At 74.0% G+C, this 18,772-nt stretch carries 13 protein-coding genes; 11 read left to right on the forward strand and 2 right to left on the reverse strand.

The window, feature by feature from the left end; genetic code table 11:
- The first annotated feature begins 51 nt into the window (after positions 1–51).
- The 9 genes from OG906_RS05010 to OG906_RS05050 all read left to right on the forward strand — a co-directional run bounded on the left by OG906_RS05010 (position 52) and on the right by OG906_RS05050 (position 14,704).
- Positions 52–2,274 carry a TOMM precursor leader peptide-binding protein gene (locus OG906_RS05010; protein WP_329440381.1) on the forward strand — a complete coding sequence of 741 codons (2,223 nt, stop codon included), beginning with the start codon at positions 52–54 and terminating at the stop codon, positions 2,272–2,274.
- The gene (locus OG906_RS05015; RefSeq protein WP_329440383.1) at positions 2,264–4,213 is read left to right on the forward strand and encodes a TOMM precursor leader peptide-binding protein; all 1,950 of its coding nucleotides are present in this window, start codon (positions 2,264–2,266) and stop codon (positions 4,211–4,213) included. The genes OG906_RS05010 and OG906_RS05015 overlap by 11 nt, the downstream gene beginning before the upstream one ends.
- Before the next feature lie 57 nt (positions 4,214–4,270).
- Positions 4,271–5,854 carry a SagB family peptide dehydrogenase gene (locus tag OG906_RS05020; RefSeq protein WP_329440385.1) on the forward strand — a complete coding sequence of 528 codons (1,584 nt, stop codon included), beginning with the start codon at positions 4,271–4,273 and terminating at the stop codon, positions 5,852–5,854.
- Between the two features lie 55 nt (positions 5,855–5,909).
- Positions 5,910–8,711: a lantibiotic dehydratase gene (locus tag OG906_RS05025; protein ID WP_329440387.1), complete on the forward strand. Its 2,802-nt coding sequence runs from the start codon at positions 5,910–5,912 to the stop codon at positions 8,709–8,711.
- Positions 8,699–9,760, forward strand: coding sequence for a lantibiotic dehydratase C-terminal domain-containing protein (locus tag OG906_RS05030; protein ID WP_329440389.1), 1,062 nt, complete (start codon positions 8,699–8,701; stop codon positions 9,758–9,760). The genes OG906_RS05025 and OG906_RS05030 overlap by 13 nt, the downstream gene beginning before the upstream one ends.
- 20 nt (positions 9,761–9,780) lie before the next feature.
- The gene (locus OG906_RS05035; RefSeq protein ID WP_443067447.1) at positions 9,781–10,875 is read left to right on the forward strand and encodes a peptidase M50; all 1,095 of its coding nucleotides are present in this window, start codon (positions 9,781–9,783) and stop codon (positions 10,873–10,875) included.
- Between the two features lie 111 nt (positions 10,876–10,986).
- Complete coding sequence (locus tag OG906_RS05040; RefSeq protein WP_329440393.1) at positions 10,987–11,934, forward strand: ABC transporter ATP-binding protein; 948 nt, start codon at positions 10,987–10,989, stop codon at positions 11,932–11,934.
- Positions 11,931–12,686, forward strand: coding sequence for an ABC transporter permease (locus OG906_RS05045; protein WP_266953228.1), 756 nt, complete (start codon positions 11,931–11,933; stop codon positions 12,684–12,686). Before OG906_RS05040 ends, OG906_RS05045 begins: the two co-directional genes overlap by 4 nt.
- The gene (locus OG906_RS05050) at positions 12,683–14,704 is read left to right on the forward strand and encodes a TOMM precursor leader peptide-binding protein (protein WP_329440397.1); all 2,022 of its coding nucleotides are present in this window, start codon (positions 12,683–12,685) and stop codon (positions 14,702–14,704) included. The genes OG906_RS05045 and OG906_RS05050 overlap by 4 nt, the downstream gene beginning before the upstream one ends.
- Positions 14,705–14,803: 99 nt before the next feature.
- Here OG906_RS05050 and OG906_RS05055 read toward each other — a convergent pair whose 3' ends face one another.
- On the reverse strand, positions 14,804–14,977 hold the full coding sequence (locus tag OG906_RS05055) for a thiazolylpeptide-type bacteriocin (RefSeq protein WP_007268044.1): 174 nt from the start codon (positions 14,975–14,977) through the stop codon (positions 14,804–14,806).
- A 168-nt stretch (positions 14,978–15,145) separates the two neighbouring features.
- Here OG906_RS05055 and OG906_RS05060 point away from each other — a divergent pair, with 168 nt between their 5' ends.
- On the forward strand, positions 15,146–16,405 hold the full coding sequence (locus OG906_RS05060; RefSeq protein ID WP_329440399.1) for an amidohydrolase: 1,260 nt from the start codon (positions 15,146–15,148) through the stop codon (positions 16,403–16,405).
- A gap of 137 nt (positions 16,406–16,542) precedes the next feature.
- The gene (locus OG906_RS05065) at positions 16,543–17,034 is read left to right on the forward strand and encodes a hypothetical protein (RefSeq protein WP_329440401.1); all 492 of its coding nucleotides are present in this window, start codon (positions 16,543–16,545) and stop codon (positions 17,032–17,034) included.
- Between the two features lie 59 nt (positions 17,035–17,093).
- On the opposite strand, the gene OG906_RS05070 is transcribed toward OG906_RS05065, so the two are convergent.
- A complete protein-coding gene (locus OG906_RS05070) occupies positions 17,094–18,455 on the reverse strand; it encodes an FAD-dependent oxidoreductase (RefSeq protein ID WP_267801439.1) in 1,362 nt (453 codons plus the stop codon).
- Positions 18,456–18,772: the final 317 nt, after the last annotated feature.

Raw genomic sequence — 18,772 nt, forward strand, 5'->3', positions numbered from 1 at the left:
ACCCGTTCGCTCCGCTCCCCGTACCGCCCAGACCGCAATCAGGGGTGACCCATGTCCCAAGCCAGTTACGAAGCCGTCGCCACGACCCGGCCCCGGATCCGCCGGGACGTGCTCTTCACGCAGACGCCCGAGGGCGTGCTGTTCCACAACACCGACGGCGGGTTCCGGCTCAACGCCCGTACCGCGTACCGGTTCGCCACGCTCGTGGTCCCGCACCTCACCGGTGAGCACACCGTCGCCGCGTTGTGCGAGGGGCTCGGCGACGACCACCGGGCCATGTTCGGCGAGCTCGTCAAGACCCTCTATGAACGGGACTTCGCCCGCTCCGCCACCGAGCCGCCGACGGACGCGGCGCCGGTCCTCCCGCCCGACGTGGCACGGCGCTTCGCCCCGCAGATCGCGTACGCCGACCACTACGCCGACGACGCCGAGATGCGGTTCCTGCGGTTCCGCGACGCGCGGGTGGCGGTGCTGGGCGACGACGCGATCGCCCGCTGGTGCGCCCTGAGCCTGGTGCGCAACGGCTCCGCCCTCGTCGGCGTGCTGCCGGGCCCGGACCTCGGGGAGATCGAGCGGGAGGCGGCGGAGGCCACGGCCGACGGCGCGCCGGTGGAGGTGCGGCCGCTGCCCGACCTCGGGGCGGAACCCGGTTGGGCCGCGTTGGACGGCTTCGACACCGTGGTGGTCACGGGTGGGACGGCTGCGGCGGCCCGACTGCTGCCCCTGCTGCGCGCCGGCATACCCGAGGGCCGTACCCTCCTGCCGGCCTGGTCGTACGGCACCGACGCCGTCGTCGGCCCGTTGATGGCTCACGGGACGACGGGGTGCTGGGCCTGCGCGGCCCTGCGACTCGGCGCGAACGGGGACACCGCCGGGGCCGCGGCCGAGCTGTGGAGCGGGCTGGCCCTGCCGGGGGCTCCGGCGCCGGTCGGCCCGGTGCCGGGAGGGCCGCTGGCCGCGATGATCGGCAACCTGCTCGGATACGAGGTGTTCCGCACGGCCTCGGGCGCCCTGCCGGCGGAGACCTCCGGCCGGCTCCTGATCCAGGACGTGGAGTCGCTGGACGTCACCGCCGAGCCGCTGCCGCGCCATCCGCGATGTCCGTTCTGCGCGGAGTCCGCTCCCGGCGAGACGGAGCCGGTGGACCTCGCCGCGGCCGGCGCGTCGGGTGCGGTGTCGCTGCCCACGGTGGAGACGGCCCGCGAGGCCGACGCCCTGGTGGAGGAACTGAACCGGCGCTCCACGCTGGTGCGGCCTCGCGCCGGGGTGTTCACCCGGTACGCCGACGAGGCCCTGACCCAACTGCCTTTGAAGATCGGCGTGGTCGAGCTGGGCATCGGTCACAGCGGCCGGCGCTCGGTGGCCGCCTTCGATGTCCACCACGTCGCCGGGGCGCGGATGCGCGCGCTGGACGCGGCCGCGCTGGTGTACGCCGAACACGTGGTTCCGGCACGCGGCCCCCTGGTCGACGACGGGTCGCTGCCCGTCGTCGAGGCGGCGGCGCTGGCCCTCGCGAGCGGGCTGCCGGGCGGGGTCCACGCCTACGAGCGGGCCCTGTCCCTGCTCACGAAGGAACCCGCGCTGGTGCCCGCGGGCGCGGTCAGACCGTTCGGGCCGTACAACGCGGACCGGCTCTTCGAGCGGACCCGGGCCGGGGCGGGCGCCGGTCCCTCGACGGCCGACGCCGCCGCCGCCGGTCTGCTCTCCGCCCTGGGACACGCGGCGCTGCTGCGCGTGGTGCGGGGCGGGGGCGCCGCGCTCGCGCCGCTGCCCGACCCGGACGGGCCGGATGCCGAGGGGTCGGACGCCGAGCTGGTGTTCCTCGTACGGTCCGCGGACCGGCTGGGGCTGTCGGTGGAACTCCTGGACCTGGGCGAGGGCGCGCACAGCGGTGCGCAGGTGATGCTGGCCCGGGCCAGGGTGCGCTGGGCGGTCGGCGCCGGACTGGATCGGCGTACGGCCGCGGTGGAGGCGCTGCGGGAACTGCTGGGCGCGGCGCAGTACGAGGCCGACGCGACAGTGGGGGGCGCCCCCGTTGACGCCGGTGATCCGCTGCTGCGGGACCTGGACCCGCGCGCGCTCGCGGTGGCCGGCGAGGCCGCCCCCGTCGAGGGCGGGGCCACGACCGACTGGAGCGCGGTGGCCGCGCGCCTCGAGGCGGCGGGACGGGACGCGTACGTGGTGGGGACCGGGTCGGCCGACGTGGCCGGCGTGGGCATCCACACCGTGCGGGTGCTGCTGACCGCGGCGCGGGAGCCCCGCGATGACGCGTAGCGCGCTCGTGGACGGGCTCGGGGCCGAGGCGGCCGGGCGGTTCGCCGACCTGCTGCGACGGTCGCTGGACGCCCTCGGCGCGCCGCCCGTGCGGTTGTCGACGCTCGGTGTGCGGGACGCGTTCGCCGGTCCCGGCGGGTCCTCGCCCGGGGTGGACGCCGCCCCGGAGAACGGGGTGGACGCCTCCCCGGAGGCCGTGCCCGTCTGGCTGTACGGCCATCAGGCCGTCGTCGGTCCGGTCGCACGACCGGCGGGCGGGGCGGGCTGCCGGCACTGTCTGGAGCGCCGGTGGCAGGGCGTCCGTTCCGTGGCGCTGCGGGACGCGCTGGAGTTGGGCGGCGGCACCCGGCCGGCGGGTGAGTGGCCGTACGCGCACGCCTTCGCCGCCGATGTCCTCGCGGCGCTGGTCGCGGGGGTCGCATCCGGCGCGGGCCCGGTGTCCGGGCCGTTCCCCGAGGTGCGGGTGCTGGACCTGCGGACCGGCACGGTCCGACGCCATCCGCTGGTGCCCGACCCGGAGTGTCCGGTGTGCGCCGTTCCCGTCGTGGACGCGGCCCGGTCGCCGGCACCCGCGCCGGCGGTGAAGTACCGGCCGGGAGTGTTCCGTACCCGGCGCGTGGAGGAGTACGGCATCGACGTGGGGGCCTTCGCGAACCCGCTGTGCGGGGCGTTGGGGCCCTCCCTGGTCCAGGACGTCTCCTCCACCTCCACCTCCGCGACGATCGGCTGCTTCTCCATGCGGTCGGGCGAGTACCTGCGCGAGACGTTCTGGGGTGGCCACACGGAGTCGTTCGAACGCAGCGCGCTGGTCGGGGTGTTGGAGGGGCTGGAGCGGTACGCGGGGATGCGCGCGCGGTCCCGTGTGACGAGCGTGCGCGGCTCCCTCACCGAGTTCGCGGGACGGGCCGTCGATCCGCGCGAGGTCGGCCTGTACGGCGCGGACTTCCACCGGGACAACCCGCGGGTGCGCCCCTTCGACCCCGATCGGGAGATTCCGTGGGTGTGGGGCTGGTCGCTGCGCGATCGGGAACCCCGACTGGTGCCGGAGATCCTGACCTATTACCACGCGCCGGGTCTGGAGAACCGGTTCGTACAGGAGAGCTCCAACGGGTGCGCCTCCGGCGGGAGTCTGGCCGAGGCCTGCTACTTCGGGCTGATGGAGGTCGTCGAGCGGGACGCGTTCCTGCTCGCCTGGTACGGGCGGCGCCGGCTGCCCGAGATCGACCCGGCGACCAGCACCCGGGCCTCGACGCGGGCCATGGTCGACCGGCTCGCCCTGTACGGGTACCGGGCGCGGTTCTTCGACACCCGGGTCGACTTCCCGATCCCGGTGGTGACCGCCGTCGCGGAACGCTTCGACGGGGGGCTCGGCCGGATGTGCTTCGGGGCGGGGGCCGGTCTGGACCCGGAGTCGGCCCTGGACTCCGCGCTGTGCGAGATCGCGACCGACGCCGTGAACCTGGCCGGCCGGACGGAGCGGGACGAGGCCCGGTTGCGGGCCATGGCCGCCGACTTCGACCTGGTGACGGCGCTGCACGACCACCCGCTGGTGTACGGGGTGCCGGAGATGGGCCGACACGCCGATTTCCTGTTGCGCGGGCCGCGGGACCGGCCGCCGGCCCCGGTGTCGGACCTGTCCTGGCCGGACGCCTCGGGCGAGGGCGTGTCGACGGACGTCCGCGAGGACCTGGACCGGTGTGTCGGGGCCGTGACCGGCGCCGGGTTCGATGTCGTGGTGGTCGACCAGACCCTGCCCGAACAGCGGGCGCTCGGCCTGCACACGGTGAGCGTGCTGGTGCCGGGACTGCTGCCGATCGACTTCGGATGGTCGCGGCAGCGGGCGCTCGGGATGCCCCGGCTGCGGGAGTTCACGCGGCCGACCGGATCCCGTGATGGGGCGCCCGGAGACTTCAACCCGGCGCCACATCCCTTTCCTTGACGTTCCGTCCGTCGTTTCGACCGTATCCGCCGACCACCGACGACCGTAGGAGGACGTGTGGGCTTCGCCCATGACTATGCCGACGCCATCATGCACCGGGGCCGGGTGCCGATGGAGCCCGTCGACTTCGTGCCCGACTGGGCGGACCGCCCGCGCGACGCGAAGTTCTACCCGGGTGCCGAGACCCTGCCGCTGCCCGAGCCGGAACCCGGCCCCGGGGAGGGCGTGTTCACCCTGCCGCTGCTGTCCGGGATGCTGCGGGACTCCTACGGTCTGACCGGCCGCCGGCTGGGCGTGCAGGCCAACACCGACCTGGCGGCGCTTCCGCACTACACGCACGCCAACTGGTCGCGGGGCACCGCGTCCGGGGGTGGCCTGTACCCGGTCGGCGTGTACTGGGTGGCGGGCGGGGGCGGCCCGCTCACGCCCGGCGTGTATCACTACGCGCCGCACCAGCACGGGCTGCGGCGGCTGTTGACCGGCGAGGTGGGCGCGGAGGTCGGCGCGGCGCTGGGAGGGGATCTCTCGGGCTCCGGCCAGTACCTGGTCCTGAGCGTCAAGTACTGGCAGAACGCCTTCAAGTACAACAACTTCTCCTTCCACGCCGTGAGCATGGACGTGGGCACCGTGCTCCAGACCTGGCGGCTGTGGGCCCGGGAGCGCGGTCTGCGGATCGCGCCGGCCCTCTGGTTCGACGAGGAGCGGCTGGCCCGGCTGCTCGGTGTGGTCCCGCACGAGGAGGGGATCTTCGCGGTCGTGCCGCTGGAGTGGGCGGGCGCCGCGACGGCGCTGCCGGCGCCCTCGGCCGCCCGGCCGGCGGGTACCGCCTCCGGGGCGAGCGAACCCCCCGCCCCGGCTCCCGCCGTCCGTCACCGGGACGCCGAGCGTTCGCGTACCGTCCTGACCTTCGAGACCGCCGGCCGGATCCACGCCGCCACCCTCGGACACGCCGGGGACCGGCCCGCGCCCGGGGCGCTCGACGCCGCCGCCGCGCGGCCGCCGGTCGGCGGCGTCCCGGTGCCGCTGCCGCCGGCGGCGCCCCCCGTCAGGGATGTCACCGCGGCGTTGCGGGCACGGCGCAGCAGCTTCGGTCGGTTCGACGCGACCCGGGCGGTGGCCGCCGATCGGTTGGCCGCCGTGCTGGCCGACTGCGCCGCGGCCGCGGTGGGCAGCGAGGCGGAGGGGCCGGACGGGCCGCGGCTCACCGCGCTGTACGTCTTCGTCAATCACGTGGAGGGCGTCGAGCCGGGCGCGTACGCCTACGATCCGGACGGGCACGTCCTGCGGCTGGTGGTTCCCGGTCCCCCCGGGCCGTTCCTCCAGCGCAACTACTTCCTCTCCAACTACAACCTGGAGCAGGCGGGCGCCGTCCTGGTGCCGACCGTACGGACCGCCGCGGTGCTCGACGCGGTGGGAGACCGCGGGTACCGGCTCGTCGGCGCGGCAGTCGGCGCGGTCGCCCAGACCTTCTACACCAGCGCCGCCGCGCACGACCTGGGGGCGGGGGTGGCCCTCGGCTTCGACAACATCTCGTACGCCGAGGAGTTGGGGCTGACGGGGACCGACGAGGCCGCTCTGCTGATCATGCTGCTCGGCCACGAGCGGCCCCGGCCCGCCGACTTCCGTCATGAGATCGCCTGAGCCGCACCGCGGCGCGCTCCTTCGGACCGACGACGAGAGAACCAGGACGTTCAGGATGAACACCACCGATTGGCACGCGGGCGACCGCTTCATGCTGCGCGTGGCCGGGCTGCCCCTGAGCTCGGTCGACGGGCTGCGCGGCGCGGACACCCTGCGCTGGGCCGCCGATGTGCTGAGCGCCGAGGACGTGGTCCGCGCGGAGGCGGAGCTCCTCGGTGACCTGCTGCACCGGGCGGTCGGCGCGACCGACCCCGCGCCCGGCGGGCCGGGCGCGGCCCTGCGCCGGGAACTGCTGCGGTTGCGGCGCCTGGTCCACAACGGGCGGGCGCCCGCCGATCCGGACGCGGCCGTGCGGGTGGTGGCCGGGCTGGACGGGGACGTCGGGCACCGGCTGGCCGGCTGGCTGGAGCGGCGCGGGGCGCTGGAGAAGCTGCGGGGCGACGGGGAGGCGCTGCTCGCCGCGGATCTGCGGCGCGGTCGTGACGCGCTGCGTCGGCTGCTCGCCGACGAGCGGGTGCGGCACGGGCTGTTGTTGGCCTCGCCGGTGTTGGAGGCGCAGCTCGACGCGTACGCGGCGGCGACCTCGGACGGCCGCGAGCCGGGCGGTCGCCTGCGCAAGGTGGAGCGGTCGGCGCTGTCGTACGTGTACCGCACCGCCTGCAAGACCAGCCCGTTCAGCACCTTCACCGCGGTGGCGACCGGTCGGTTCCGGGCCGACGGGGGCACCGAGGGCATCCGTGCCGAGGACCGGTGGAGCAGTCGTGTACGGCTGAACGTGGTGGTACTCGCCCGGCTCGCCGAGCTGATCCTCGCCGACCCGGTGCGCCGCCTGGACCTGCCGCTGCGGCCGGCTTCCGGTTGGGGGCGCGAGGACGAGCGGATCCGGTACGTCCGCCGCTCGGTCACGCCGGGGGACGACACCGCGGCGGTCACCTTCGACGCCGTCCGGGACCGGTTGTTCTTCCTGCGGCGCAGCGGCACCCTGGACCGGCTGCTCGCCCTGTTCGCGGACCGGCCCGAGCTGCGCCGGCGCGAGCTCGCCGACTGGTTGGCGGCGGAGCACGGTGCGGCGCCGGCCGAGTGCGAGGCGTACGTGTCGGCCCTGATCGAGGTGGGCATGGTCCGTGTGCCGTGCCTGGACACCGAGGTCCACGACGGTGATCCGCTCGCCGCCTTCCGGCGGTCGCTGGCCGCCCTGGAGCGGCCGTGGGCCGACGACCTCGCCGCGGCCCTGGACGGGCCGGCGCGGGTGTTGGAGCGCTACCCGCTCGCCGGGCCGGCGGAGCGGGCCGCCCTGCTGCGGACCCTGCGCGCCGATCTGGGGTCCGTGGCACGGGAGTTGGGGGCCCCGCCGGACACGGCGCTGCCGCAGACCCTGTTGTACGAGGACGTGAGCGCGGGCCGTGACCTGTCGTGCCCGGCGCCCGACTGGACGGCGGACGGGGGCGCGCTGCGCTCCGTCGAGCGGATCCTGCCCGCCTTCGACCTCACGCTGGCGCAGCGGATCACCTTCGAGGGGTTCTTCACCGCCCGGTACGGTGCGGGCGGTCGTTGTGAGGACCTGTTGGGTCTGGTGCACGACTTCCACGAGGACTTCTTCGACCAGTACCTGTCGTTCACGGCCCGGCGCACCCCGTTCGACGCGCACGGGGAGTACGTGCCGGAGGAGAACTGGTTGGGCCTGTCGGGGCTCCGGGCGCTGGACGCGGCGCGGCGGGCGTTCGTGACGCGGATGCGGGCGCGCTGGTCGGCCCACGGGGAGGACGGCGGGGCCGGGCTGCGGCTCACCGAGGAGGACGTGGCGGCCGTCGCCGCCGAACTGGACGGCGTGGCGACCGGGTTCGCGCCGCGTTGCCACCATCTGCAGTTCGCCCGGGATCCCGCCACGGGCGAGCGGATGACCGTGCTGAACCGCTCGTACGGCGGTCTGTCGTTCCCCTTCAGCCGGTTCACGCACGTGTACGAGGAGGAGCCGGGCGGACGCCCGGACCTCGCCGGGGAGCTGCGCGCGACGGCCTCCCGGGTGACCCCCGGGGGCGCGGTGTTCGCGGAGGTGACCGGCGGGCCGGTGACGACCAACCTGAATCTGCACGAACCGCTGACCGACTACGAGATCGTCTGCCCGGGCGAGAGCGGGACCCTGCCCGAGGACCGCCGGCTGGACCTCGGCGACCTGTACGCCGAGCACGATCCGGGGACCGGGCGGGTGGCCCTGCGTTCGCGGCGGTTGGGGCGCGAGGTGATCCCCGTCTACCTGGGGTACCTGGTCCCCTTGGCCCTTCCCGCGATCCCGCGCACCCTGCTGCTGCTGTCCCCGTCGTCGATGTCGCCGCTGGACGTGTGGGCGGGGGTGCCGGAGGGTCCGGCGCGTGACGGGGTGACCTCACGGCCCCGGGTCGTTCACGGGGACCTGGTGCTCAGTCGGCGTTCGTGGAGCACGACGGCCGGTGCGCTGCCGGTGTCGGGAGCGCGGGAGGCCGCGCACTTCGTGGAGTGGCAGCGTTGGCGCCGGACGCACGGGCTGCCCGAGCGGGTGTTCGCGACCGTGTCGGCGGGGTCGTCGGCGCTCGGGGCGAAACCTCAGTACGTCGACTTCGCGTCGCTGCTCTCCCTGTCCGTCTTCGAGTCGCTGTTGCGGGATCCGGGGCACCGGGTCGTCTTCCGCGAGATGCTGCCCGACCCCGACGGGCTGCACACGTACACCTCGGCGGGCGCCCACGTGGCGGAACTGGCCGTGGAGACCTTCACCGTCCCGACCCCCTCGAACCTCCCGGGTCCACCGGATCTCCCGGATCCCTCGCAGTCGCCCCTCTCCCCCGACCGACGCCCGGAAGGCGGTTCCCGATGTCAGAGCTGACCGAGACGCGCGGTGAATGGCAGGCGGTGCACGTCTTCTACGCCGCCAACCCACAGCCGTTGCTGGTGCGGTGCGTGCGGCCGTTGATCGCCTCGCTCACCGAGGACGGACTGCTCGCCGGCCACTTCTTCATCAACTACTGGCTGGAGGGCCCGCACGTGCGGTTGCGCCTGCGGCCCGTGACCCCGCAGGCCGCCCCGGAGGTGCGGCGCCGCACCGAGGAGGCCGTCGCCGCGTTCCTGAAGGCCCGGCCGGCGCTGTACGAGGTGGACTCGGGCTTCCTCAACGAGTTCTACAACACGCTCTTCGACATCGAGTTCCCCGAGGGCGACCGCGCCGGTTTCATGGGGCCGGACGGCCGGATGAACCTGCGGCCCAACAACTCGTACGCGTACGAGCCGTACGAGCCCGAGTACGGGAAGTACGGCGGCCCGGCCGGGGTCGAGCTGGCCGAATGGCACTTCGCGCACTCCAGTGATCTCGTCATGGAGGCGCTGGGCACGATGAACCTGCACCTGCGGACCGTGTTGTTGGGCACGTCGGCGCAGCTGATGATGGTGATGGCCGGGGTCTTCCTGCCCGATCGGGAGGAGCTCGGCGGCTATCTGGACCGCTACTACGAGTTCTGGCACCGGGCGTTCCCGGGGACCGGCTTCATCGGTTCGGCCGAGTACGACCGCACGTACGGGCAGAGCGCGCCGGGGATCGCCCGCAGGTTCGCGGCCGTCCGAGAGGCGCTCGGGTCCGGGGAGACCGGACGGCTGCCCGCGTTCCTGGCCGGGTGGGCCGAGCACTGCCGGGAGCTGCGCGAGCGGGCGGGGGGGCTGGCGGCCTCCGGGGAGCTGGTGTTCCGTTCCTGGGACGGGACCCGGGACGAGCGGGTGACGGATCCGGCGGTGGCGCTGCCGCTGCTGCTGTCCCCGTACATGCACATGACCAACAACCGGCTGCACGTGACGATCCGGGACGAGGCCTACCTCGCCCACCTGTTGGGTCGGGTGCTGCGGGAGGGCGTGGGCAGCGGGGCGGCCGAGGCGGCCCGGCCGTGACCGCCCCCGCGCCCTCGGGGATGTTGGCCCACCGGCCCGCGCTGCGGCCCGGGATCCTGCTGTCGCCGCCGCTGCTCAACGGCGCGGCGACCGTCCACCTGGTCAAGGACCCCGTGTCCGGTGCCTCGTTCGAGATCGGACCCAAGGAGTTCTTCCTCGTCTCGCGGCTCGACGGGCGGCGCAGCCTCGCTGAGATCGGCGAGGCCTACGCCCAGGCCTTCGGGCGCAGGCTCGGCGAACGCAACTGGCAGCAGTTGCTGGGCCTGCTCGGTACGCGGCGGCTGCTCGCCGGCGGGCCACCGCCCGAACCGGCGGCCGGCCCGGGGCCGCAACGCACCGGAACCCTGCTGCGGGGCACGCTGCGGCTGGTCTCCGACGCGGACGCCACGACCGCCCGGCTGCACCGGTTCCTCCGGCCCGTGTTGCGTCCGGTGGTGCTGGTCGCGCTGCTGGTGGTCTGCCTCGCCATGGAAGGAGTGCTCGCCGCGTCGGCGGGCCGGCTCGTGGGCGACCTGTGGTGGTTGCTCTCGCGTCCGGTGCCGCTGCTGGCCGTCGCCACGCTCATGTGGCTCAGCACCGCCCTGCACGAGTTCGCGCACGGGGTGGCCGCCCGCCACGTCGGGGGGAGCGTCGGCGAGATCGGGCTGCGGTGGCGGCTGCCCGCCGCCCTCATGTACTGCACCGTCGACAACTACCGCTACCTGCGCCGCCGTCGTCACCAACTGGCCGTCGCCGGGGCGGGGGCCTTCGCCAACCTGCTGTTCCTGCTGCCCTTCCTCGGATGGTGGGCCGCCCTGCCGGTCGGCGACCCCACCGGCCGGGTGCTGGGGGCGCTGCTGCTCCTCGGCAGTGTCCAGGCGCTGGTCAACCTCCTTCCGCTGCCGCCGCTCGACGGCTACACGATGCTCGGCCACGGCCTGCGGGTGACCCGGCTGGCTCCGGCCGGTTCGACGTACCTGCGGCTGCGGCTGCGCGACCGGACCGCCGCGGCCGCGTACCCCGTGCGGGCCCGCCGGATCTACCTCGCGTACGGCGTCGGTTCGGCCGTCCTCGTGCTGCTGCTCCTCTGCGGCGCGGCGGCCGCCTGTTGGTACGCCGTGGCCACCGCGACCTGACCCCGACCCGTGTCCGTCCCCGACCTCGACCCCGAAACCGAACCGACCGATTCCACTCCTCGCACGACCCGCACCGATTCCGATCCCGACACCGAGGGAACCGCACATCCCATGACAACTGACAGCAACCGGCCGGCCGACGAGTCCGCCGTCACCATCGAGGACGTCCACAAGCGCTACGGCGACCGGCAGGCCGTGGACGGGATATCCCTCGACGTGCGCCGCGGCGAGTTCTTCGGCCTGCTCGGCCCGAACGGCGCGGGCAAGACCACCCTCATCGAGATCATGGAAGGACTGCGCCAGGCCGACTCGGGCACCGTCCGGGTCCTCGGCCAGAGCCCTTGGCCGCGCAACACCGCGCTGCTGCCCCGCATCGGCGTGCAGACCCAGGCGTCGGCCTTCTTCGTACGACAGACCGCCCTCGAACACCTCTCCACCGTGGCGGGTCTCTACCGCCGCGACCGGGCCGCCGCCGCCCGCACGTTGGAGACGGTCGCGCTGACCGAACAGGGCGGGGTGCTGGTCGAGAACCTCTCCGGGGGGCAGCGCCAGCGCCTGGCCATCGCCTCGGCCCTGGTCCACGACCCCGAGTTGATCTTCCTGGACGAGCCGACCGCCGCCCTCGACCCACAGGCCCGCCGTGACCTGTGGGAGGTGCTGCGCACCCTCAAGGGCGAGGGCCGCACCATCGTCTACACCACCCACCACCTCGACGAAGCCGAGGCGTTGTGCGACCGGGTGGCGATCCTGGTCGCCGGCAAGGTGGCCGCCCTGGACTCGCCGCACCGGCTCGTCACGGCGGCCGGGGCCCCGGCCCGGCTGCTGCTGCCCCTCGGCAGGATCGGCGTCGAGGAGGCCTCGGCGCTGCCCGGGGTGGACCGGGCCGACCTCCAGGGCGGCTCGCTGGTCCTGGAGACCGCCGTGCCCGGCAAGGTCCTCCAGGCCCTGGACGGGCTCACCGGGCTCGACGGGGTCATGACCCGGACGGCCACCCTGGAGGACGTCTACCTCGAACTGACCGGCGCAGCACACCACCACCCGACGGAGTCCCAGGCATGAGCGCGTACACGGCCCTGACCGCAGCCGGCTACCGGGCGCAGGTCCGGGACAAGGCCACCCTCTTCTTCACCTTCGCCTTCCCGCTCCTCTTCCTGGTCGTCTTCGGGCTGATCTTCAGCGGGCAGGACGTCGAGGAGAGCGGCCGCCCCTACATCTCGTACATCGCGCCCGGCGTGATGTCGTGGGGCGTCGCCAACGCCGCGGTGTTCGGCATCGCCTTCACCCTCATGCAGTGGCGGCGCGACGACCTGCTGCGGCTGATCCGGCTGACGCCGACCCCGTTGACCACGGTGCTCGCCTCCCGGTACGTCCTGGCGCTGGTCGTCGGCGTGGTGCAGGCCGCCGTGTTCGTCGCGGTGGCGATGCTGCCCGGCTTCGGGCTGGAACTGGACGGGCGCTGGCCGTTGGTGCTGCCCGCGCTGGTGCTGGGGATCACCGCCTTCATGGCGATCGGGGTGATCGTCGGCACCTACGCGAACACTCCCGAGGCGGTCGCGGCCATCGCCAACTGCATGATGGTGCCGATGGCCTTCCTGTCCGGCTCGTTCCTGCCGCTGGACATGATGCCGTCCTGGCTCCGGTCGGTCTCCCGGGTGTTGCCGTTGCGGTACCTCAACGACGCCGCGACCGGCTCGCTGACGGGATCGGGCTCGCTCGCGACGATCGGTGTCGGGTGCGCGGCCCTGGCCGGGTTCGCCCTCCTGTTCGGGGCCATCGGTCTGAAGACCTTCCGGTGGAGCAACCAGGCATGACCGGGACCCTCGCGGGCGCGACGACCCCGCAGCCGACGGGCCCGCAGTCGACGACCCCGGAGCCGACGGGCCCGGGATCCGGGGCGCCCCGGTCGACGGCGCCCTCGGCCCCCGACGGGGCCCCGCTGGAGCGGGCCCGCCGGGAGCTTGCGGGGGCCCTCGCCGGGCTCGGTGCGACGGTGGTCACCCTCGGGGCCCACGACGCCCTCGGACCGCGCGCCGCCGACCCCTTCGCCGGGGTCCGGCCGGCCGCCACGGTGCACCTGACCGCGCGGGACGTGCTGGTGGGCCCCTGGGGCGGCGACGGTACGGCCCCGGCCTGCGGTCAGTGTCTGGCGATGCGGCGGCAGCGGTTGCGCAGCCGCAGCGAGCGGGACGCGCTGGAGACCGGCGTCGGCACGCCGGTCCCGGCGGCCCGGGAGCGGCCCTGGCTGACCGCGTTCGCGCGGGATGCCGTCCACGCCCTGCACCGCGCGGTCTTCGGCGGGGAGGTGGCCGAGGTCGGCCCGTCGGCGGCGGACCGGGCGCTGCCGCGCGTGTCCCGGTTGGACCTGGAGACGCTGGCGGTCACCCACCATCCGCTGGCCGCCGACCCGCTGTGTCCGGACTGCGGACCGCGCGGGACCGACGAGCCCCGGCCGTTCGTCGCGCGGTCGCGCCCCAAACCCCACCCGGGCGCGCAACGGCTGCGCGCGGCCTCCTCGTACCCGATGCCGCGGGAGGCGCTGGCCAATCCGGTAACAGGGGTGCTGGGCGGGGGCACCTGGATCAACGTCACCTCCCCCACCACCGCGCCGGTGGCGGGCAGCGTGTTCATGCGCGGTTACGCCGGCCTGACGGACGTCACCTGGAGCGGTCAGGCCAACAGTTTCGAGGCGAGCCGCGACCTCGCGTTCCTGGAGGGGTTGGAGCGGTACGCGGGGACCCATCGCAGGACGGGAAGCTCCCTGCTGATCGCCTCCTACGCGGAGTTGGGTGATCGGGCGTTGGATCCGGCGCTGTGCGGTTTCTACGCGCCCGCCACCTACCGGGACGACCCGCTGGTCTCCCCGTTCGATCCGCGGCGCCCCATCCCCTGGGTGTACGGGCACGCGCTCGGTGCGGACCGGCCCGTGCTGGTGCCGGCCCGGCTGGTGCACTACAGCGCGGGGGTAAAGGCCGACAACTTCGTCTTCGAGTGCTCCAACGGCTGCGCCATCGGCGGAAGCGTGGAGGAGGCGCTGCTCGGGGCGCTGCTCGAACTGATCGAGCGCGACGCCTTCCTGTTGGCCTGGTACGGCGGGCAGCGGCTGCCGGAGATCGACCTGGCGTCGGTACCGGGCGCCGCGGTCCGCATGATGGTGGATCGGGCGGCCCTCCAGGGCTACGACGTGCACGCCTTCGACAACCGGATCGACATGGCTGTCCCGGTGGTGACCGCGCTGGCGGTGCGTCGCGACGGCGGGCCGGGCCTGTTCTCCTTCGGCGCGGGAGCGGCCCTGGAACCGGCGGCGGCGGTGGAGGCCGCCCTGTCGGAGGTGCTCACCTACATTCCGCACCTGCCCGGCCAGGTGGCGGAGCGGCTGGGCGAACTGCGTGCCATGGCGGCGGACTTCGCTCGGGTGCGGCACCTGAAGGACCACGCGCAGGTGTACGGTCTGCCCGAGATGGCCCCGCACGTGGGGACCTACCTGGACCCGCCGGCCGTTCGCCCCCTGGCGGATCTCGACCCGCCCGCCGGGCGCCTCGGCCGGACCGCGTCGGGTGACCTCCGCGACGATCTGCTGTGGGTCGTCGGGGAGTTGGCGCGCGCCGGGCACGAGGTGATCGTGGTGGACCAGACGACGCCGGAGCAACTGCGGGCGGAACTGCGCACGGTGTGCGCGATCGTGCCGGGACTACTGCCGATCGATTTCGGCTGGCTGCGGCAACGGGCCCCGTACATGCCCCGGTTGAGGACGGCGGCCCGGCGGGCGGGACTGCGCGGGACGGACCTGACGGACGCCGACATCCGGATGGTGCCGCACCCGTTCCCCTGACATCCCGGCGTCCCCGGGCGCCCCGGCATCCCCTGGCACCCCGGCGACGAACGACGCCCCGGCCCCCGCGTGGGGGGCCGGGGCGTTCCCGCGCTCGGGTCAGGCGCTGCAGGAGGTGGTGCTGGTCGTCGAGGAACAGGTCGACGTGGAGCTGCAGCTCGTGGAACCGGCGAGCACGACCTCACTGGCGTCCGAGTAGTCGGAGATCTCGAAGGTCTCGGACTCCAGCTCCAGGATCTCGTCGGCGAGCGAGGCGAGGGGGGACTTCTCCATGGTGACTCCTTCGGTCGAGGGCGGTGGTTGTGGTGCCCTTGTCGTGGTGCCCTTCCATCAGAACCGGTCGCGCCGTCACCTCACCCGGCCTCCCGCTGTCATCTCTCTGACAGGAAGTGTCAGCGCCCTGTCTCCCCCGATCCCGCCCGATCGGTCGATCATGGGGGAATGACCAGTGGCGCCGTCCTCGCCGGACTTCCCGACCTGCTCAGGCCGTTGACCGTGTTCTACCTCGATCTGCACCGACATCCGGAGCTGTCGGGCGACGAGCGGCGCACGGCCGCGCGGTTCGCCGACCGCCTGGAGGCCGCCGGGTACCGGACCGTGCGCGGGATCGGCGGGCACGGCGTGGCCGGGGTGTTGCGGCGCGGTGAGGGGCCGGTGGTCTTGCTGCGCGCCGAGTTGGACGCGCTGCCCGTGCGGGAGACCACCGGGTTGGCGTACGCGAGCGAGGGCGAGGCGGCCCACGCCTGCGGCCACGACCTCCACCTGGCCGCGGCGGCCGGGGCGGCCGAACTGCTGGCCCGCGCGGATGCGGGGGCCTGGCGCGGGACGCTGGTGGTCGTCGGGCAGCCCGCCGAGGAGACCCTGGAGGGCGCGCGGGCGATGCTCGCCGGCGGGCTCTACGAGCGCGTCGGGGTCCCGGACGTGGCGCTGGCCCAGCACGCGGCCCCGCTGCCGGCGGGGATGGTGGCGCACGGCTACGGTCCGATGACCGCCGGGAGCGTCACGTTCCGGGTCGTGGTGCACGGGCGGGGCGGGCACGCCGGCGCCCCGCACCTGACGGTCGATCCGGTGGTGACGGCCGCGCACGTCGTGACGCGGCTCCAGACGGTGGTGGCCCGTGAGGCGGCCCCCTCCGAGCAGGTGGCCGTCACGGTCGGGTCGCTGCGGGCGGGTGAACGGGCCAACGTCGTGCCGGACCGGGCCGAGCTGGGGATCACCGTGCGGGCGGCGGGGGACGCCGCCCTGACCCGGGCGGCCGGGGCGGTCGAGCGGATCGTGCGCGCCGAGTGCGCGGCGTCGGGGTGCCCCCGCGACCCGGAGATCCAGCGGGTGTCGACCTCGCCCGTCACGCATCCCGACCCGGCGACGACCGCGGCGGTACGCGGCGCCCACGCGGCGGAGTTCGGCGCGGAGCGGGTGGCGATGTGGCCGCCGACCCTGGCCACGGAGGACTTCGGGCTGTTCGGTGACGCCGGCCGGGAGTGGCACGGCGCGTCGGGGGTGCGGCTCGCCTATTGGATGTTCGGGGTGGTGGGGCCCGGCGCCTGGGCGGCGGCGCCCGGCGGGGACGCGGCGGCCAAGTTGGCCGCGCTGCCGGCGAACCACGCGCCGGACTTCGCGCCGGACGCGCGCACGGCGCTGCCGGCTGGGGTGCGGGCGCTGACCGCGGCGGCCCTGCGCTGTCTCGGGTCACCCGCGTAGTGCCCGGTCCGCCACGCGTGTCCTCTTTTCGGCCATTTTCGCTCGATCGAAGAACCACCGCGGGGCCCGTGACGTCGATCAGGGCAGTGCCGGGGATGCCACCGGCACGCATCGGACCACGGGGAAAGGCACCAACGATGTCCAAGCACGTGAGCAGGCGCACCGCCATCGCGATCACCACCACGGCCGCCGCGGCCGTGGCGACCCTCTCCCTCGCCTTCGTCTCCGCGGCGTCCGCGGACGGGGCCGCTCCGCGCGCCGGGCAGGCCGCCGCGGCGCTGCCGTCGGTGTCGGGCAGCCCGGAGGGCGCGTTCACCCGTATCGCGGACTTCTACGGTTCGTACATCGACGCGGTCTACGACCACGACGGCAAGACGGCCGACCAGTTGCGCTCCTTCTCCCTCTCCGCGCCCCTGCGGGCCGAGCTGAAGAAGTGGGAGGAGACCAACCACGCGAACGGGGTGCTGCGCGCCCAGAACGTGCCGACGCAGTGGAAGGTCGACTCCACCGGCAGCGGCGCGGGCAGGACCAACGCCACAGTGACCCTCACGTGGGGCGGCGGGGACACGACGCGGATCCACGTCCAGGCCGACCTGAAGACGAAGAAGATCACGTCCATCACGGACTGATCCGTCGCCGCGACGCGTGAGGGGGGCCCACCGGCGGTGGGCCCCCCTCACGCGTTCGATTACGCGCCGCTCGCGTCGAGCATCTCCTCGCGCTCGACGATCTTCACTCGCTCGCGGCCCTGCGGCTCACCGAGCGCCTTCTCGGCGGCGTCCAGGCGGTACCAGCCCTCCCACGTCGTGAAACGGACCTCCCGCTCGACGAGGAAGGCCTCGACGGCCTCCGGGGCGGGCGTGGCCGGGGTGAGCAGCCGGCCTTCGGCGTGGTCGGCCAGGAGGTTCGCGACGGTCTCGTTCGCGTCGCCCTTGGTGTGACCGATGAGGCCGACGGGGCCGCGGCGGATCCAGCCGGTGACGTAGGTGGACGCGAGGTGCTCGCCGGCCTCGATCACCCGGCCGCCCTCGTCCGGGACGGTGCCGGACTCGACGTCCCAGGGGAGCTTGGGCAGCTCGTCCGAGAGGTAGCCGACGGCGCGGTAGACGGACTGGACGTCCCAGTCGGTGAAGGCGCCGGTGCCCTTGACGTTGCCGGTGCCGTCGAGCTCGGTGCGCTCGGTGCGCAGGCCCACGACCTTGCCGTCCTCGCCGAGCACCTCGACGGGCGACTCGAAGAAGTGCAGGAAGAGCTTGTGCGGGCGGTCACCGATGTCCCGGATCGCCCAGTTCTCCAGGGTCTTGGCGACCATGTCCGCCTGCTTGTTGGAGCGGCGGGTGGCGATCGAGCCCTCGTCGTAGTCGATGTCCTCGGGGTTGACTATGACCTCGATGGTCGGCGAGTGGTCGAGCTCGCGCAGCTCCATGGGGCTGAACTTGGCCTGGGCCGGGCCGCGACGACCGAAGACGTGCACCTCCAGCGCCTTGTTCGCCTTGAGGCCCTCGTACACGTTGGCGGGGATCTCGGTCGGGAGCAGTTCGTCGCCCGTCTTGGCGAGGACGCGCGCCACGTCGAGCGCGACGTTGCCGACGCCGAGGACGGCGACCTTCTCCGCCTCCAGCGGCCAGGTGCGCGGGACGTCCGGGTGGCCGTCGTACCAGGACACGAAGTCGGCGGCGCCGTAGGAGCCGTCGAGCTCGACACCGGGGATGCGCAGGTCGCGGTCGGCGGTGGCACCCGTGGAGAAGACGACGGCGTCGTAGAACGCGTGCAGCTCGTCGAGGGAGATGTCGTTGGGGTAGTCGACGTTGCCGAAGAGACGGACCTGCGGCTTGTCGAGCACCTGGTGCAGCGCGGTGATGATGCCCTTGATGCGGGGGTGGTCGGGGGCGACGCCGTACCGGATCAGGCCGAAGGGCGCGGGCATCCGCTCGAAGAGGTCGATGGACACGCCCGGCTCGGCGGCTGCCTCGGACTTCAGCAGCGCGTCTGCCGCGTAGATGCCGGCGGGGCCGGCGCCGACGATTGCTACCCGCAGAGGGCGAGGCATGTGTGGGTTCCCTTCGACCGAAAAACAGACTGATCAAAGGAACCCTAAACTAAGGCCACCCTAACCCGGCACCCGCCCCCTGGTTATGACCCCATAAACAGAACTTATGACTTCCCTAAGCCCACCTTTGATCCCTCGGGCGTGCGGCGCCGTCGACCTGGACAGCGGCCGGACCCACCGGCTCCCGGCGGGGTCGCGTCCGCTGGGCATCGCCGTCCTCTGATGCCCCCCGGGCCGGCCACGTCCTCGTGCGGGCCCTCCAGCGGATGGACCCGCTCGGTGCCGTCCGGGGGCGCCGTGCAGCCGGCCGTCAGGAG

The organism is Streptomyces sp. NBC_01426, from assembly GCF_036231985.1.
Taxonomy (GTDB): domain Bacteria; phylum Actinomycetota; class Actinomycetes; order Streptomycetales; family Streptomycetaceae; genus Streptomyces.

Coding starts and splice junctions, on each gene's coding strand:
- OG906_RS05025 (WP_329440387.1), top strand. CDS start 5,910: ATGAACACCACCGATTGGCACGCGGGCGACCGCTTCATGCTGCGCGTG.
- OG906_RS05055 (WP_007268044.1), bottom strand. CDS start 14,977: ATGGAGAAGTCCCCCCTCGCCTCGCTCGCCGACGAGATCCTGGAGCTG.
- OG906_RS05030 (WP_329440389.1), top strand. CDS start 8,699: ATGTCAGAGCTGACCGAGACGCGCGGTGAATGGCAGGCGGTGCACGTC.
- OG906_RS05035 (WP_443067447.1), top strand. CDS start 9,781: ATGTTGGCCCACCGGCCCGCGCTGCGGCCCGGGATCCTGCTGTCGCCG.
- OG906_RS05060 (WP_329440399.1), top strand. CDS start 15,146: ATGACCAGTGGCGCCGTCCTCGCCGGACTTCCCGACCTGCTCAGGCCG.
- OG906_RS05065 (WP_329440401.1), top strand. CDS start 16,543: ATGTCCAAGCACGTGAGCAGGCGCACCGCCATCGCGATCACCACCACG.
- OG906_RS05070 (WP_267801439.1), bottom strand. CDS start 18,455: ATGCCTCGCCCTCTGCGGGTAGCAATCGTCGGCGCCGGCCCCGCCGGC.
- OG906_RS05015 (WP_329440383.1), top strand. CDS start 2,264: ATGACGCGTAGCGCGCTCGTGGACGGGCTCGGGGCCGAGGCGGCCGGG.
- OG906_RS05010 (WP_329440381.1), top strand. CDS start 52: ATGTCCCAAGCCAGTTACGAAGCCGTCGCCACGACCCGGCCCCGGATC.
- OG906_RS05040 (WP_329440393.1), top strand. CDS start 10,987: ATGACAACTGACAGCAACCGGCCGGCCGACGAGTCCGCCGTCACCATC.
- OG906_RS05045 (WP_266953228.1), top strand. CDS start 11,931: ATGAGCGCGTACACGGCCCTGACCGCAGCCGGCTACCGGGCGCAGGTC.
- OG906_RS05050 (WP_329440397.1), top strand. CDS start 12,683: ATGACCGGGACCCTCGCGGGCGCGACGACCCCGCAGCCGACGGGCCCG.